Annotated in this window: 9 protein-coding genes; 4 read left to right on the plus strand and 5 right to left on the minus strand. The window is 35.4% G+C overall.

Annotation, left to right across the window (positions count from 1 at the left end):
- Together A6M55_RS17390 and A6M55_RS03405 are read left to right on the plus strand one after the other, a co-directional pair.
- A partial coding sequence (locus A6M55_RS17390; protein WP_197491651.1) for a hypothetical protein occupies window positions 1-246 on the plus strand: 246 nt, incomplete at its 5' end.
- Between the two features lie 403 nt (window positions 247-649).
- Window positions 650-1,681 carry a glutamine synthetase beta-grasp domain-containing protein gene (locus A6M55_RS03405; protein ID WP_064196470.1) on the plus strand — a complete coding sequence of 344 codons (1,032 nt, stop codon included), beginning with the start codon at window positions 650-652 and terminating at the stop codon, window positions 1,679-1,681.
- A gap of 168 nt (window positions 1,682-1,849) precedes the next feature.
- Here the strand turns inward: A6M55_RS03405 and purL are convergent, their stop codons facing one another.
- Complete coding sequence (purL, locus tag A6M55_RS03410) at window positions 1,850-5,518, minus strand: phosphoribosylformylglycinamidine synthase (RefSeq protein WP_064196471.1); 3,669 nt, start codon at window positions 5,516-5,518, stop codon at window positions 1,850-1,852.
- Between the two features lie 278 nt (window positions 5,519-5,796).
- Between purL and mtaB the strand changes: the two genes are divergently transcribed.
- Window positions 5,797-7,128 carry a tRNA (N(6)-L-threonylcarbamoyladenosine(37)-C(2))-methylthiotransferase MtaB gene (gene mtaB, locus A6M55_RS03415; RefSeq protein WP_064196472.1) on the plus strand — a complete coding sequence of 444 codons (1,332 nt, stop codon included), beginning with the start codon at window positions 5,797-5,799 and terminating at the stop codon, window positions 7,126-7,128.
- A gap of 86 nt (window positions 7,129-7,214) precedes the next feature.
- Here the strand turns inward: mtaB and A6M55_RS03420 are convergent, their stop codons facing one another.
- A complete protein-coding gene (locus A6M55_RS03420; RefSeq protein WP_064196473.1) occupies window positions 7,215-7,844 on the minus strand; it encodes an L-threonylcarbamoyladenylate synthase in 630 nt (209 codons plus the stop codon).
- A 75-nt stretch (window positions 7,845-7,919) separates the two neighbouring features.
- A complete protein-coding gene (locus tag A6M55_RS03425; RefSeq protein ID WP_064196474.1) occupies window positions 7,920-9,278 on the minus strand; it encodes an amidohydrolase in 1,359 nt (452 codons plus the stop codon).
- Between the two features lie 674 nt (window positions 9,279-9,952).
- Here A6M55_RS03425 and A6M55_RS03430 point away from each other — a divergent pair.
- Window positions 9,953-14,014 (plus strand): hybrid sensor histidine kinase/response regulator, encoded by a 4,062-nt coding sequence (locus A6M55_RS03430; RefSeq protein WP_064196475.1) that lies wholly within the window; start codon window positions 9,953-9,955, stop codon window positions 14,012-14,014.
- Between the two features lie 20 nt (window positions 14,015-14,034).
- Here A6M55_RS03430 and A6M55_RS03435 read toward each other — a convergent pair whose 3' ends face one another.
- Both A6M55_RS03435 and A6M55_RS03440 read right to left on the minus strand, forming a co-directional pair.
- Entirely contained in the window at window positions 14,035-14,910 is an 876-nt protein-coding gene (locus A6M55_RS03435) for a glycerophosphodiester phosphodiesterase family protein (protein ID WP_064196476.1), read from the minus strand.
- Between the two features lie 40 nt (window positions 14,911-14,950).
- On the minus strand, window positions 14,951-16,279 hold the full coding sequence (locus A6M55_RS03440; RefSeq protein WP_064196477.1) for a hypothetical protein: 1,329 nt from the start codon (window positions 16,277-16,279) through the stop codon (window positions 14,951-14,953).
- Between the last annotated feature and the right edge of the window lie 110 nt (window positions 16,280-16,389).

Raw genomic sequence — 16,389 nt, forward strand, 5'->3', positions numbered from 1 at the left:
GAGGAAGAAGAGGAAGAAGAGGAAGAAGAGGAAGAAGAGGAAGAAGAGGAGGAAGAAGAGGAGGAAGAAGAAGAAGAGGAGGAAGAAGAAGAGGAAGAAGAAGAGGAAGAAGAAGAGTATGAAGAAGAGGAAAGTGAAGGGGAAGAAGAGTACGAAGAAGAGGAAAGTGAAGAGGAAGAAGAAGAAAGCGAAGAGGAGGAAGGAAGTAGTGAGGGTGAAGAGGAGTCTGAGGAAGAAGAGCGTTAAAATTAAGTCACAGGTTGAAAAGCCTGTGACTTTTTTATTGAAAACAGAAAACAATTAAGAATTGATTTCTGAGAATATTTATACTATATAAAAATTTGATTTCGTTCAATATAGGTTTAAATTTGAGTGTAAATACTCATTAATATTTCAAATACTCAATAAATAGGTTTGAAATGGTGTAGGTATTTGCAAAAAAAATGCAAGTTTTTTAAATAATTGGCTTAGATGTTACCTTAGAAAAATAACAAAACCAAACAAATCCTACAAAAAGTTGTACTTTATAAAGAATTTAGAATATTCCACTAAAATAATTGCCTTTTGAAGAATAATATATTGTTTTCGTATTATATATTTGTATCATATTCTTTGATTGATAACCGCAATACATTAAAAAATTACAACAATGGCAAACGTTCCAGTAGCAAAATTAGAGTACATTTGGCTTGATGGTTACAAACCAACACAAAGCCTTCGCAGCAAAACTAAAATTGAAAAAGACTTCAGTGGAAAATTAGAAGATTGCGGAATGTGGTCTTTTGATGGTTCATCTACACAACAAGCCGAAGGTGGTTCTTCTGACTGTTTATTGAAGCCAGTATTCATTTGTCCAGACCCAACTCGTCTTGGTACAGGCTTCTTAGTAATGTGTGAAGTTTTGAATGCAGATGGAACGCCTCACGAATCTAACGGTCGTGCTACCATTGATGATGAAGATAATGATTTCTGGTTTGGTTTTGAGCAAGAATATTTCTTGTGGAATCCAGAAACTAATAAACCACTTGGTTTCCCAGCAACAGGTTACCCAGCTCCACAAGGACAATATTATTGTTCAGTTGGTGCAGCCAATGCTTTTGGTCGTGACATGGTTGAAGAACACCTTGAAGTTTGTTTACAAGCGGGTCTTAACATTGAAGGTATCAATGCTGAGGTTGCTGCTGGTCAGTGGGAATTCCAAGGTTTTGCTAAAGGTGCAAAACAAGCAGGTGATGAAATGTGGATTGGCCGTTATTTATTAGAAAAAATTGGTGAAAAATATGGCGTAGCTATTAACTGGCACTGTAAGCCATTAGGCGATACAGACTGGAATGGTTCAGGTATGCACGCTAACTTCTCAAACACCTTGTTGAGAACTTCAGGTAAAAAAGAAGATTACGATGCAGTTTGTCAAGCATTTGCTCCTTTCGTAAAAGAACACATTGCTGTTTATGGTGCAGATAACCACTTACGTTTGACAGGCAAACACGAAACACAATCAATTGATAAATTCTCTTATGGTGTTTCTGACCGTGGTGCATCAATCCGTATTCCGATTGCAGCTGTACAAAAAGGCTGGAAAGGATGGTTGGAAGACCGTCGTCCAAACTCAGCTGCTGACCCGTACAAAGTTGCAGCTCGTATCATCAAAACTGTTAAAACAGCCAAAGTACCGGCTTAATAATAAAGACTTTTTTTCGAATAATATTTTGTTCACAAAGCCCCATGACTCTGTCGTGGGGTTTTTGTATTTATATCTGTGAACAAACTTCCGAATTTACCGATATAAAAAACGTCGGCAGCGTTCAAAACGCTGCCGACGTTAAACAACTTATGAAAATATGTATAATTACTTCACTGCCTCAACCCACTTACGGGCATTCACGAAAGCTTCTAACCATGGTGTAACTTCATCATTCTTGCGTTCAGGATAATTTGCCCAATTCCACGGGAATGTTGAACGTTCAATGTGAGGCATCATTACTAAATGACGTCCAGTTTTATCACACATCATGGCAGTATTATAATCCGAGTCGTTTGGATTGGCTGGATATTCGGCGTAACCGTATTTTGCTACAATATTATATTGGTCTTCTGAATAGGGAAGATTGAATTTCCCTTCTCCGTGCGAGACCCAGACTCCCAAAGTTGCACCTTCGAGTGTCGAAAGCATTACTGAATTATTTTTCTGCACTTTCACCGAAGTAAAAATACTTTCGTGTTTATGAGATTTATTGTGGTGGAGCTTGCCATGAATTTCGTGTTCAGGGTTAATTAATTCCAACTCCATTAACAGCTGGCAACCATTACAAATACCAACCGAAAGTGTATCTTCACGTTCAAAGAAATTTTTGAGTGCTGTATTTGCTTTTTCGTTGTATAAAAATGCTCCAGCCCAGCCTTTTGCCGAACCTAAAACATCCGAATTAGAGAATCCACCAACCGCACCAATGAACTGTATATCTTCGAGCGTCTCACGACCAGAAATTAAATCGGTCATGTGAACATCTTTTACATCAAAACCGGCCAAATACATAGCATTCGCCATTTCTCGCTCAGAGTTACTGCCTTTTTCACGAATAATAGCTGCTTTTGGTCTCGGTTTGCTCGCATCAATTACTGGTTTTTTTCCATCAAATTGAGTTGGGAAAGTAAACTTCAATGGTTGATTTTTATAATTATTGTATCTTTCAGCTGAAACTCCGTTTTTAGCCTGTCTGGAATCAAGTAAGAAAGAAGTTTTATACCAAGTATCTCTTAGCTGAGGAATGTTAAATATTAGCTGATTTATGTTTAATTCAGTTCCGTCACAAGTAGAACCAATTTTGAAAATCTCAATATTATTTTCAGCAAAAACAGACTCAATTTCTTCACTTGCTTGAATTACAACTGCAATATTTTCAGCAAATAATACTTTCACAAGGTCAGTTTCTCCCAAATTACTCAAATCAATCGTTGCACCGAGATTTACTTCAGCGAAACACATTTCGAGCAAAGTCGTAATCAAACCACCACTACCAACATCATGTCCTGCTGAAATTTTATCTGCTTTAATCAAATCTTGTAGTGTATTGAAAGCTTTTTTGAAATATTCTGCATCTTTGATTGTAGGTACCTCACTACCAACTTTATTCAAAATCTGAGCGAAAGAACTTCCACCCAATTTAAACGAATCTTGCGACAGGTTCAAATAATAAATATTTTCACCGTTTCTTTTTAAAACTGGCTCAACAACCTTTGTAATATCTGAACAATTTCCACCTGCGGAAATAATCACCGTTCCTGGGGCAATCACTTCATCATTTGGATATTTTTGCTTCATCGAAAGCGAATCTTTTCCTGTTGGAATATTAATTCCGAGTTCAATGGCAAAATCTGAACAACCTTTTACTGCTTCATAAAGTCGAGCATCTTCACCTTCATTTTTGCAAGCCCACATCCAGTTTGCTGAAAGTGATACTGATTTTAATCCTTCTTTCAAAGGGGCAAAAACAATATTTGATAATGATTCTGCAATGGCGGTTCGAGAAGCAGCAACTGGGTCAACCAAAGCCGATACAGGCGAATGACCGATTGTTGTGGCAATTCCTTCCTTTCCTTTAAAGTCCAAAGCCATAACACCAACATTGTTCAAAGGCAGTTGTAAAGGCCCCGCACATTGCTGCTTTGCAACCCTTCCGCCTACACAACGGTCAACTTTATTGGTCAGCCAATCCTTACACGCAACGGCTTCGAGTTGAAGTACTTGGTCTAAGTAAATAGCTATGTTTTCGGTAGAATATACTAAATCTGAATAGTTTCGTTCTACAGTTTTGTCGTCCATGATGAACTTTGGCGAACTACCAAACATATCTTCAATCGCAAAATCCATTGGTTTTATACCAGTCGATTTTGATTCAAACGTAAAACGATGGCTTCCTGTAATATCACCCACTTCATACATCGGCGAGCGTTCACGGTCGGCAATGCGTTTGAGGGTTTCAATATCTTTTTCTCCAATCACAAGGCCCATTCTTTCTTGCGATTCATTTCCAATAATTTCTTTGGCCGAAAGGGTAGGGTCGCCAACTGGTAATTTATCCAAATCGATCAAACCGCCTGTTTCTTCTACTAATTCAGACAAACAGTTGAGGTGTCCACCTGCACCGTGGTCGTGAATCGAAACGATTGGGTTGTGGTCACTTTCAACCAAGCCACGAATGGCATTAGCAGCACGTTTTTGCATTTCTGGATTTGAACGTTGAATGGCATTTAACTCAATTCCTGAACCAAAAGCACCTGTATCTGCTGAAGAAACCGCTGCACCACCCATACCGATTCGGTAGTTTTCACCGCCGAGAATTACTACTTTATCACCAACACTTGGTTTTTGTTTAATAGCTTGTTCGGCTTTCCCGTAGCCAATTCCACCCGCCATCATGATTACTTTATCGAAACCAAGTTTTCGTGCATCTTCCTCATGTTCAAATGTCAAAACCGAGCCAGTGATGAGCGGCTGTCCAAACTTATTACCAAAATCAGAAGCACCATTTGAGGCTTTTATCAAAATATCCATTGGAGTTTGGTACAACCACGGGCGTTCTGACATACCTTTCTCCCACGGGCGGTTTTCTTCCAAACGAGAATATGAAGTCATGTAAACTGCTGTTCCTGCCAAGGGTAAAGAACCAATTCCACCAGCCAAACGGTCACGAATTTCACCTCCCGAACCAGTAGCAGCACCATTAAAAGGCTCAACTGTTGTCGGGAAATTATGCGTTTCTGCTTTTAAAGAAATCACAGAATCAAATTCTTTTTCAGCATAAAAATCTGGTTTATCGGCACTTAAAGGAGCAAATTGCGTTACTTTCGGCCCTTTTACGAAGGCAACATTATCTTTATATGCTGAAACAATATCATTTGGATTGGTTTCGGATGTTTTCTTGATTAATTTGAAAAGTGAAGTCTCTTTCGCTACTCCATCAATGACAAATGTTCCATTGAAAATTTTATGGCGGCAGTGTTCTGAATTAACTTGTGAGAAACCAAATACTTCAGAATCGGTTAATTTTCTGCCCAGTTTTGTAGAAAGGTTATTTAAATACTCAACTTCTTCAACACTGAGCGAAAGCCCTTCTTGTTTATTGTAAGCAGCAATATCTTCGATTTCAATGATTGGTTCAGGCTTAATATTAATGGTATAAATTGTCTGATTAAGCTGAGTATATTTCTGCGAAAGCATTGGGTCGAAGCCCGTAAAATCTTCTGTAACAGTTTTAAATTCTTCGATACGAATAATGCCCGAAATTCCCATATTTTGAGTGATTTCTACGGCATTCGTACTCCAAGGTGTAATCATTGCAGCACGTGGGCCAACAAAATAGTCGTTTAATGAAGCGTCTTTGGTATTTGTAAGCGTGTATTTGTGGTCTGCTTGGCTATTAAAAAGCCAAAGGAGTTTTTTGATGTCTTCATTTGAAAGGTTGTCTTGCGTTTGAACCGCAAATACTGTGTCTTGGCTTCCGAAGAAATGAATCATTTTGTTGCTATTTTGTAGAGGTTTTTGAAAACGCAAAATTAATTCAATTAAATGAAGAATGCGAGAAATAAAACATTAGAAAACTTCAAAATCTGAGATTCATGGAATAAGAAAAGTTTGTTTATAATTCTTCTTGGAATAATACATTTTTTGTTTTTGCTGAATATCGAAAATCAGATTTTCTGCTAAAAACGAACTGTTTTTTAGCTAACTTTGTAGTTTGAAAGAGAAAAAGGAAGTTTTCACTCGAAGTGAAGACTTCCTTAATCATTTGAAACATGAAAAAAGTAGCATTTTATACACTGGGTTGTAAATTAAATTATTCAGAAACTTCGACAATCGGACGAATGTTTGAAAGTCGTGGGTATCAGAAGGTAGAATTTAATGAAACTCCAGATATATTTATTATCAATACTTGCTCGGTCACAGAAAACGCTGACAAAAAATGTAAAAAAATTGTCAAAGAAGCCAACCGTGTAAATCCTGATGGTTATGTGGCAATTATTGGTTGCTATGCACAGCTAAAACCGCAAGAAATTTCGGAAATTGAAGGTGTTGATGCCGTCTTAGGTGCAGCTGAAAAATTTCGTTTGGTAGATTTATTGGGCGATTTTGTAAAAGAACCTCGTGAAAAGTCTGAAAAAGCGACAATTTTCAATTCTAAAATTGAAGAAGCCGTTGATTATCATACATCTTATTCCCTTAATGACCGTACTCGTACTTTTTTAAAAGTGCAAGATGGTTGCGATTACCCTTGTTCGTACTGTACAATCCCATTGGCTCGTGGAAAAAGTCGCTCTGATTCGATAGCAAATGTGGTAAAGGCTGCGAAAGAAATTGCACAGAGTGGTGTAAAAGAAATAGTATTAACAGGAGTAAATATCGGTGATTTTGGCTTACAGAATGGTATCAGAGTTGAAACTTTCTTTGATTTGATTAAAGAATTAGACGAAGTTGAAGGAATTGAAAGATTCCGCATTTCGAGTATCGAACCTAATCTTCTGACTGATGATATTATTGAATTTGTAGCAAAATCAAAGAGATTTGTACCTCATTTTCATATTCCATTGCAATCGGGTTCGAGTAAGGTTTTGGCATTGATGAAACGCCGTTATAAACGTGAACTTTATGTTGAAAGAGTCAATAAAATCAAACAATTAATGCCAGATTGTTGCATTGGTGTTGATGTAATTGTTGGACATCCAGGCGAAACTGAAGAAGAGTTTTTGGAAACCTATAATTTCTTGAATGAATTGAATATCAGTTATTTACACGTATTTACTTATTCGGAAAGGCCAAACACAACGGCAATTTCCATTAAGCCTACTGTGCCACAAAACAAACGTGCCGAACGCTCAAAAATGCTTCATATTTTATCAGATAAGAAAAAAAGATATTTTTATGAAAGTCAAATCGGAAAGAAATTTTCGGTGCTTTTTGAAGAAGATATTGAAGAGGGAAATATGCACGGATGGACAGAAAATTACGTGCGTGTAACTGCCAAATACGACCCAATGCTCATCAACGAAACAAAGCAGGTAAGTTTATCTTCGATAAATGATAAAATGTTAGTTGAGGTGGAAGAGGTTGAAGAATACATAACTCATTAAAAACAGTTGTGCCACATCTCATAGATGTGGCACAACTTAAAGCTTTTTAACACAGTTTGAGAAGCGTTCCTCAGACTACAAATACATTACAAAAACTCGCTCAAATCTCCCACGCCTTCACGTATTACTTCAAAGTCGTCATCAACTGCCAAAACTACGGTTGAAGGTTCGATTCCACACCAGCCTCCATCAATAATAATATCAACTTTTTCGGCATTCTGCGAGTAAATTACTTCAATTTCGTTAGGGTATTCTAAAATATCATCAATGTCATCTTTTACTGAAGTTGTGATGATTGGATTACCCAACATTTCAATAATTTTTAAAGGAATTTCGTGGTCAGGAATTCTGATACCAATTGTTTTACGTTTAGTTTGAAGCGTTTTGGGTAAATCGCTTGTTGCAGGAAGAATAAATGTAAAAGGGCCAGGTAAAGCTCTTTTTAAAAGCCTGAATGTATTATTTGAAACTTTGGCATAAGTTGAAATATTACTTAAATCATGGCAAACAATCGAAAAATTATTATGTTGCAGTTTTATTCCTTTGATTTTACTCAATTTCTCTACTGCTTTGGTATTGAAAATATCACAGCCCATCGAATAGACAGTATCAGTCGGATAAATGATGATTCCACCATTTTTAAGGCATTCCACTATCTGACGAAGTTTTCTTTCATCCAAATTCCCTTGATATAATTCAATAATTTCTGCAGACATTTTTAGTCGATGGTCAATAGTTGGCAGTCCACGGTTTGAAAGACAATTGACCGTGGACTGTTGACTATGGTCTAATTATTTACTCTTTTTTGCTTTTTTGTTACCGATGGCTGTTGCTTGATTATCTTTTGGAGCATTCATTTCCATGTAATCTACTGTCAAAGCAGCTAAAGATTTGATACCGAGTGTAAAACCTGATTCGTCGATATAAAAATCTGGTGTATGGTGTGGGGCAGGAGTGGTGCTTCCTTTTGGTTTTCCTCCTAAAAAGTAGAAGAATCCTGGTACTTTTTGTTGGAAGAAACTAAAATCTTCTGCTCCAGTTTGTACTGGCTGTACTTTTACATTTTCTTTTCCTGCAACGCCTTCAACCGAAGCAATCATTTTTTCAGTCAAAGCTGGGTCATTATACGTTACTGGATAACCAGTGTCGATAGTAACATCAGCTTTTGCACCTGCACTTTCTGCAATATTTGTAGCTACTTCTTTAATTCTACGATGAACCAATTCTCGTTGTTCAGTTCCAAAAGTTCTGATTGTGCCAATCATATCTAAGTTTTCTGAGATAATATTTTGGCGAATTCCACCATGAATTGCCCCAACTGTTACGATTGCTGGGTTTTCTGTAATATTTACATTTCGGCTAACAATTGTCTGCAAACCCATTACGATTTGTGAAGCCGTGGTGATTGGGTCGATACCAGACCAAGGATTCGCACCATGTGTTTGTTTCCCATTTATTTTTATAGCCAGTTGGTCAACGGCCGCCATAGTAGCACCTGGACGGTAGCCAATAGTGCCGACTTCGGTAACTGAACTAATGTGCAAGCCAAAAACTGCATCAACTTTTGGATTTTCCATAACACCTTCCATGACCATTAATTCAGCACCTGATTTTCCATTTTTCAAAAGTTTTGGGTCATAAACGCCCTCTTCTGCAGGCTGAAACAAAAATTTAACTGTTCCCGCTATTTCGCTTTTCATCGAAGCTAATACTTCGGCAACTCCCATTAAAATAGCTACGTGAGAATCGTGACCACAAGCGTGCATAACGCCTGTTTTTTGGCCATTATAAATGGTACTAACAGTTGATTTGAATGGAATATCAACTCTTTCGGTTACAGGAAGTCCATCCATATCAGCACGAAGAGCTACTACTGGGCCAGGTTTTCCGCCTTTCAAAATTCCAACTACACCTGTTACGGCCACATTTTCTTGTACTTCTATACCCAATGAACGCAGATGGTCGGCAACGATATTTGATGTGCGAAACTCCATATTGCCTAATTCAGGATTTTGGTGAAAATCACGACGCCAAGTAATAACTTTTTTTTCAATAGCATCAGCTCCTGCATTAATTCTTGGTTTTAGAGAAGATTGCCCGAAAGCTAATCCATAAGAAATTGCTAATAAGGTGGTTAAGGTTTTTTTCATTGGTAAGTTTAGTTTATGATTGTTCAAATTTAGTCAAAAAAAAGTATTTTAGCTTAGTAAAACACCTATTTGTTGAAATTTATGCTCAGTTCATTAATAATGTAAAAGAGTTGATAAACAAAGACATTATTTTTTAGAAATGAAATTTTATTAAAGAATATTTACGTATAATATAGTGCATATTACAATTATTGAACCGCCATGAATGAATTAGTATTACAATGTTTTTAGTTTTGACTATTGCAAAGAATATATCTTGTTCTCAAGGTAGTCGAATATTTTACTAAGAAAAACTAATTTTAATCTTCCTATGAGGAGGAATTAATCGGCCAAATTAAATGATTTATACACTAATAAAGACAACAAAATATTTCATATTAAAAACACATTTATATTTTCTTATCAATACGCTCAGAAGAGAATTAGAACAGTACGCTTGGCATAATTTTTGCTATATTTTTCCTGATAAATGTTATATTTTTGGTTTATCTTTTAACTTTGTGTCTTAGAAATAAATTTGCCTTGCTTTTTTTAGAAAGTGCGTGCTATTGAGTTTATTATTAATGTTTTCCTTATTAATGCCTGCTTTCTTACCTATGAAATATTCCTTCCTTTTCTTTTACTTATTATTTTGCCTTCATTCATCATGGGCACAAAACCAGAAGTTTTCGTTTATGCGGATTTCTACGAACGAAGGACTTTCTCAAAGCCATGTTAGTGCAATTCTTAAAGATAGACAAGGTTTTATGTGGTTTGCAACGGAAGAAGGGCTAAATAAGTATGACGGTTATCGTTTTACTACATACAAGCACTCACACACTGACCATTCGACCCTCAATGATAATTATGTATATGATATTTTAGAAGATAATCAGGGAAATTTATGGGTAGCTACTGCCAGTGGATTAAATAAATTTGACCGAGGAACAGATAGTTTTTCTCATTTTTTTAGCGAAAATACAAAATTATCTATACGTGATATTTTTCAAGACAGCAAGCATCGAATTTGGTTAGGAACCACCACAGGCCTTTATTTACTTAATGTTCAAAAAGGAACTTTTACCCTTTTTCAACACCATTCAAACCAACCAAATAGTTTGAGCAGTGATTTTATTTTTCAAATAGGAGAAGATAAATTTGGTAACATTTGGGTTGGAACAAGAAATGGATTGAACAAATTTGATTTTGATAAAAAACAATTTACGCAGTTTTTCAATGACCCTAAAAATCCAAAAACCATTGGTTCGAATTGGGTTAGAGCCATATACAAAGATATAAATCAGAACCTTTGGATTGGTACTACGAAGGGTGGTATTTCAAAATATAATGCAAATGATAATACGTTTACAACTTTTAAACATGATCCCAAAAACCCCCAAAGCCTTGCTTTTAATACTATCCTTTCTTTCATGAATGACAATGAAGGGAATTTGTGGATAGGGACAGAAAATGGGGGTTTAAGTTTGTATAATGAGAAAAACAATAAATTTACAACCGTTGAGTATGATATCAACGATAATAATAGCCTTAGTAACAACTCAGTTTATAGTATCTATTTAGACGATATTGGAAATATGTGGGTGGGAACATATTCGGGAGGAATAAATTTCTTGCCAAAATTTGGTAAAAAGTTTACGCTTTATAAGCAAGAAAAAAAAGGACTGAATTCAAGCATCATCTTATCAATCGCTGGAGAATCAGACAATGAAATTTGGTTGGGTACTGACGGTGGTGGATTGAATTATTTTAATAGAAAGAATAAAACTTTTGCAGCCTATAAGAAAAATCCCAATGATAAGAATAGTATTGGTTCAGATTATGTGGTGTCGGTAATTGAAGTAGAAAAAGATATTTTAGCTGTAGGTTTATATTTGGGTGGTTTTGATTTGTTCAACAAGAAAACAGGGCAATTTACGCATCACTTACAGAATAGTAAAGACCCAAATAGTATATCTGCTTCAAGTGTGTTTACTATTCTCAAAAGTAAAGATACAAATCTTTGGTTAGGCACTTGGACAGGCGGTTTAAACTATTATGACCGAAAAACAAATCGCTTTACATCATATATGCACAATCCAAATGACCCTACCAGTATTTGTGATAATTATGTGAAGGCTTTGTGGGAAGATGAAGAAGGTAATTTGTGGGTAGGTACCGAAAACGGTTTGGATTATTTTAACAAAAAAACAAAAACATTTACCCATTATGTCAATAACCCTGCCGATAAAGAAAGTTTGAGTAATAATAATGTACAGACAATTGTTGAGGCTGGAAAAGGTTATTTGTGGATAGGTTCAATGGATGGATTAGGTTTGTTTAATTTGAAAACAAAGAAATTTCAGACAATAACCGATAAGGATGGATTAGCAAATAACCTGATTCACAGTATTTTAAAAGATAAAAAAGGCAATCTTTGGATAAGTACAAATAAAGGTATATCCAAGTATAATCCTACTACAAAGGTTTTTAGAAATTATGGTGTTTCAGATGGCTTACAAGGAAATGAATTCAAACCTCGTGCGGCTTTCCAAACACGAGATGGCGAAATGTTCTTTGGTGGAACCGATGGCTTAAATACTTTTTACCCTGAAAATCTGCATGACAATACTTTTATCCCACCAGTTTATATTACTGATTTTCAGGTTTTTAATCAATCAATTATTTCACGCAAGCAAGGCTCTGGCTCTCCTCTTACTAAGCCCATCAGCGAAACTAAAGAAATTACGTTATCTTATAAACAATCGGTTTTTTCATTTGAATTTTCGGCATTAAACTATACATTATCCAATAAAAATACCTATGCTTATAAATTAGAGGGTTTTGATAAAGATTGGAATTATATTGGGAATCGACGAACTGCAACTTATACTAATTTGGACGCTGGCACGTACACATTTCGTGTAAAAGCTGCGAATAACGATGGGTTGTGGAATGAACAAGGTACATCTCTTACTTTGATTATTTTGCCACCTTTCTGGGAAAATTGGTGGTTTAGGTTACTAATAATTTCTATTGCTTTGGGTTTAATTTATTTTTACTACAGATATCGACTTAATTTAATAGAAATGCACAAGAAGCGTCTTGAAAAACAGGTCGAATTGAGAACAAAGCAACTGAATAAATCTATAATAGAAGAACTCAAAGCAAGAGAAGAAGCTGAAATGGCTAATCGGGCTAAAAGTATTTTTCTGGCTACGATGAGTCATGAAATTCGTACACCCTTGAATGGGATTATCGGTATGACTTCTTTGTTAGAAGAAACAGACTTAAATGAAGAGCAGAAAGGCTATACCGACACCATCCAAATATGTGGAGAAGGGCTTCTAACGGTGATTAATGATATTCTGGACTTTTCCAAAATTGAATCTGGAAAGATGGAATTGGAAGAAAAAACCTTTGACCTAAGAAATTGTATCGAAGAAACATTAGATGTTTTTGCGGCCAAAGTTGCTCAATTAAAAATTGAGTTATTATATCAAATTGATTTGGATGTGCCTACTCATATCATTGGTGACCAATTACGCTTACGTCAAGTGTTGCTGAATTTGATTGGAAATGCGATTAAATTTACTGATGAAGGTGAAATTTTCATTAAAGTATTCTTAAAAGAAACGTTTGATAACAATCAAGTTAAATTAGGTTTTAAAGTTAGAGATACGGGCATCGGAATACCAGCAGATAAATTAGATAAGTTATTTAAGGCTTTTTCTCAAGTAGATTCTTCCTCAAGTAGAAAGTACGGTGGCACTGGACTTGGCTTGATTATTAGTGAAAAAATAGTAAATTTAATGGAAGGCGATATTAGCGTTGAAAGTGAAGTTGGAAAAGGGACAACTTTTACTTTCACTATAAAAACAACGATGAGCGAGGTTGCATTTTCAATTCCTCCTTTTAATTTAGAAAGTTTAGAGAATAAAACAATATTGGTTATTGATGATAATATTACCAATTTAAGTATTTTGAAAGGGCAGTTAGAACGATGGAAAATGATTCCTACTTTGACTGATTCTCCTCAGGAAGCTTTAAAACTCGTGAAGGAAAACCATGTATATTCTTTGGTCATTGCTGATATGCAATTTCCGACCATGGATGGTTTAGAACTGGCTTTAGAAATTAAAAAAATTAATCCTCAACTACCGATTATTTCACTAAGCTCTATTGCTGATACGTATTACAAAGAGCATCCAGATTTGTTTTGCTCGGTTTTGACAAAACCTGTCAAACAACATATTTTATGCCGAACCATTCATAATGAATTAGCACCGAAAGTAGTACCGATATTGGTAGAAAAAAATGCTGAAAAAAAATCTGAAAATAGACTTTCTGTCGATTTTGCAAAAGAGTTTCCAATGGAAATTTTAGTTGCAGAAGACAATAAGATGAATCAGAAATTTGCCTTAAGACTCTTGAGTAAATTAGGTTTTGAAGCAGATTTGGCCGAAAATGGCGAAGAAGTATTAGAAGCAATTTCTAAAAAAGAATACCAAGTTATATTGATGGATGTGCAAATGCCAAAATTGGATGGTTTACAAACAACCACCCAAATAAGGACTCAAAATATTGAACAACCCATAATCATTGCAATGACAGCAAATGCTTTACAAGAAAGTAGAATAGAGTGTGAAGAGGCTGGTATGGATGATTATATCAGCAAGCCTATCCAAATGGAATTATTTATAAATATGTTGGAAAAATGGGGCAAAGTGATAAAACAAAGACTCAAAACTTGGAGATAGTGACAATGTGATGATAACTACTATTTTTTATTAATAGCATTGAAGGCTTCGATAGCTCTATCAGTTGATAGAATATCAGCCCCATTTTGTACCCAGTCGTTATAAATCTTATCTCCTTTAGTAATTGCCATTTTGTCCAAATTTCCTAAAGTTCCTAAAATCGTGCAGATGCCTTTTTTGTGCAAAAAATCATTAAATTCTTTGTTTGGCTCACGAGTTCCGATAAATGCTATCATATTTTCATCTGGAATTCCAGCGTTTTGGTAGCGTTCATATTCTTTCAAATCACGTATTGTTACCGAAATCATCAATTTTGGATTAAGTTTATAAACCTCTTTCGCTTGATTGACATCGTAAGTTATGATGACAGAATATTCTTCGGCTTTCAATTTTTCAACCATTTGTATTACTTTTCGGTAAGGTGTATTTCGTTTTACATCAAGTGTAAAAATCACCTTGTTCCTGCCCCAATTTAAGACTTTTTCAAGCGTCGGAATTTGAAAATTTGTCAATTTTCCGGCATTATCTTTCAATTTTGCATCTTTAAAAGTTACCCAATTTTGTTCAATAATTTTCCCTGTTCCAGTTGTTGTGCGATTCAGCGAATTATCGTGCATCATAATCAACACACTATCTTTCGTATATTCAATGTCACATTCAATAATTACAGGCATTTGTTTAGCAAGAAAATCAAACGATTCTATACAATTTTCAGGATAACCAGCAATATCGCCACCGCCTCGATGAGCCGAAATCATAGGCTTGAAGTTTTCGTTGTATTTCAAAAAAGACATTAAGCCTTTTTTGGGTACAGGTACATAAGTGCTTGATTGTGAGGTTTTACAACCATAAATCAACACAATTAATACGAATGCAGATGTAAATATTTTTTTCATTTATGTTGCGAAGTGTAATGTAAATAGTGGATTTCGGCAATTACTCAAAGAAAACTAAAGAACTCTGATTAGTTTGTTGTTGATATTCTTCAAAAAGTTGTTTGGCTGATTCTAAACCTTTTTGGCCATAAACCATCAAACAAACAGTTCCACCACTACCTCCACCAGTAATTTTTGCTCCGTAAATATTATTTTCAATACCTTTCTGTCTTGCCATGGTTACAATTTTGTCGGTCATTTCATTGCCCAAACCACAATTATTATAACTTTCATGCGACTGAAACATTAATTCTCCCATCAATGATAAAATATCTTCATAATTTGTTACATTAATTGATTTCAAAAGTTGTGTAAAAGATTTTACGCGATGATTTTCGTAAATTGGATGCTTGGCACAGGCTTTGATATTGTAAAAGGTGTCAGGTTTTATGATTGAAAGTTTATCGGTTACAACGCCAAAATCATTGATAAAATCTTTACCGTACATTGAGTTGAGACTTCGAGCAAAGTCGGCTTCAAATGATGATGGACTAATATTACTCAAAAAGCCACCAAAAGGTAATTTGGAATGTATTTGTGTGCCTAAAATATCTTTAGAAAAGCCTAATTTTTGAGCTATTATCGAATAACCCATAAAAGCTGCCGTACGAACTTCGCTGTATGATGCTCCACTAACTGCATGTTTTACGCCACTATCAATTCCCACAAAATATAAATCTTGCGGAATTGCCACCAAATCATAGAGTTGGTCAGGTTGACACAAAATAGGTAGTAATTTATTATTATCACCAAAATAAGATGCCAATTGATCCATCAAACCGCATGGGGCTCCTACTACTAAATTTTCGGCTTTTTGGGCTAATTTTGGAAGTTCGGTATCAAACAATTCGATATTGAAAAGTTCGGTAATCGCTTTTAAAGTAGCTACTTCAAGTGCAGCTGATGAAGAAACACCTTTTCCTACTGGTACATCTGACTGAATCAGAATATCGAGTCCACCCAGCTTTGTTTTTTTCTCATTAGACAGAACTAAGTAACAACCAATAATATACGAAGCCCAATCTCCACCTGCAATACTTTTGAGGTATTTTTGAGCTTCATCGTAATTATTCGGTAATTCGTCTAAATCAACATAAAGCTCATTTTGGGAAGCAATATCTAAACTCTTGATGTGAAGTTGATTATAGTTTCTGATTCCGATTGTAACAGTAGCTTTTTGCGAAATTGACTTTTGAAGAACCAATGAGCCTGAATAATCGGCTATACCACCCATTACGTCCATTCTGCCTGGGGATGTTGCTTGAATTACAACTTGGTTTGGACCAAAAAACTTTTGTAGAATACTACTTGAATCAGAATTTACTTTCATTTTGAACAAATGATTGAAAAGATAAATAGGTAAAATCTTTTCGTTAATAATTATTAATACGAAAAAACCTTACAAGATTGGTATTATCCTGCAAGGTTTGAATTTTGTTT

The sequence above is a fragment of the Emticicia sp. MM genome (assembly GCF_001649495.1).

What these genes read in the sequence shown, in the direction of transcription:
- A6M55_RS03405 (WP_064196470.1), top strand. Translation starts at nt 650, where the DNA reads ATGGCAAACGTTCCAGTAGCAAAATTAGAGTACATTTGGCTTGATGGT.
- purL (WP_064196471.1), bottom strand. Translation starts at nt 5,518, where the DNA reads ATGATTCATTTCTTCGGAAGCCAAGACACAGTATTTGCGGTTCAAACG.
- A6M55_RS03425 (WP_064196474.1), bottom strand. Translation starts at nt 9,278, where the DNA reads ATGAAAAAAACCTTAACCACCTTATTAGCAATTTCTTATGGATTAGCT.
- A6M55_RS03430 (WP_064196475.1), top strand. Translation starts at nt 9,953, where the DNA reads ATGCGGATTTCTACGAACGAAGGACTTTCTCAAAGCCATGTTAGTGCA.
- A6M55_RS03435 (WP_064196476.1), bottom strand. Translation starts at nt 14,910, where the DNA reads ATGAAAAAAATATTTACATCTGCATTCGTATTAATTGTGTTGATTTAT.
- A6M55_RS03420 (WP_064196473.1), bottom strand. Translation starts at nt 7,844, where the DNA reads ATGTCTGCAGAAATTATTGAATTATATCAAGGGAATTTGGATGAAAGA.
- mtaB (WP_064196472.1), top strand. Translation starts at nt 5,797, where the DNA reads ATGAAAAAAGTAGCATTTTATACACTGGGTTGTAAATTAAATTATTCA.
- A6M55_RS03440 (WP_064196477.1), bottom strand. Translation starts at nt 16,279, where the DNA reads ATGAAAGTAAATTCTGATTCAAGTAGTATTCTACAAAAGTTTTTTGGT.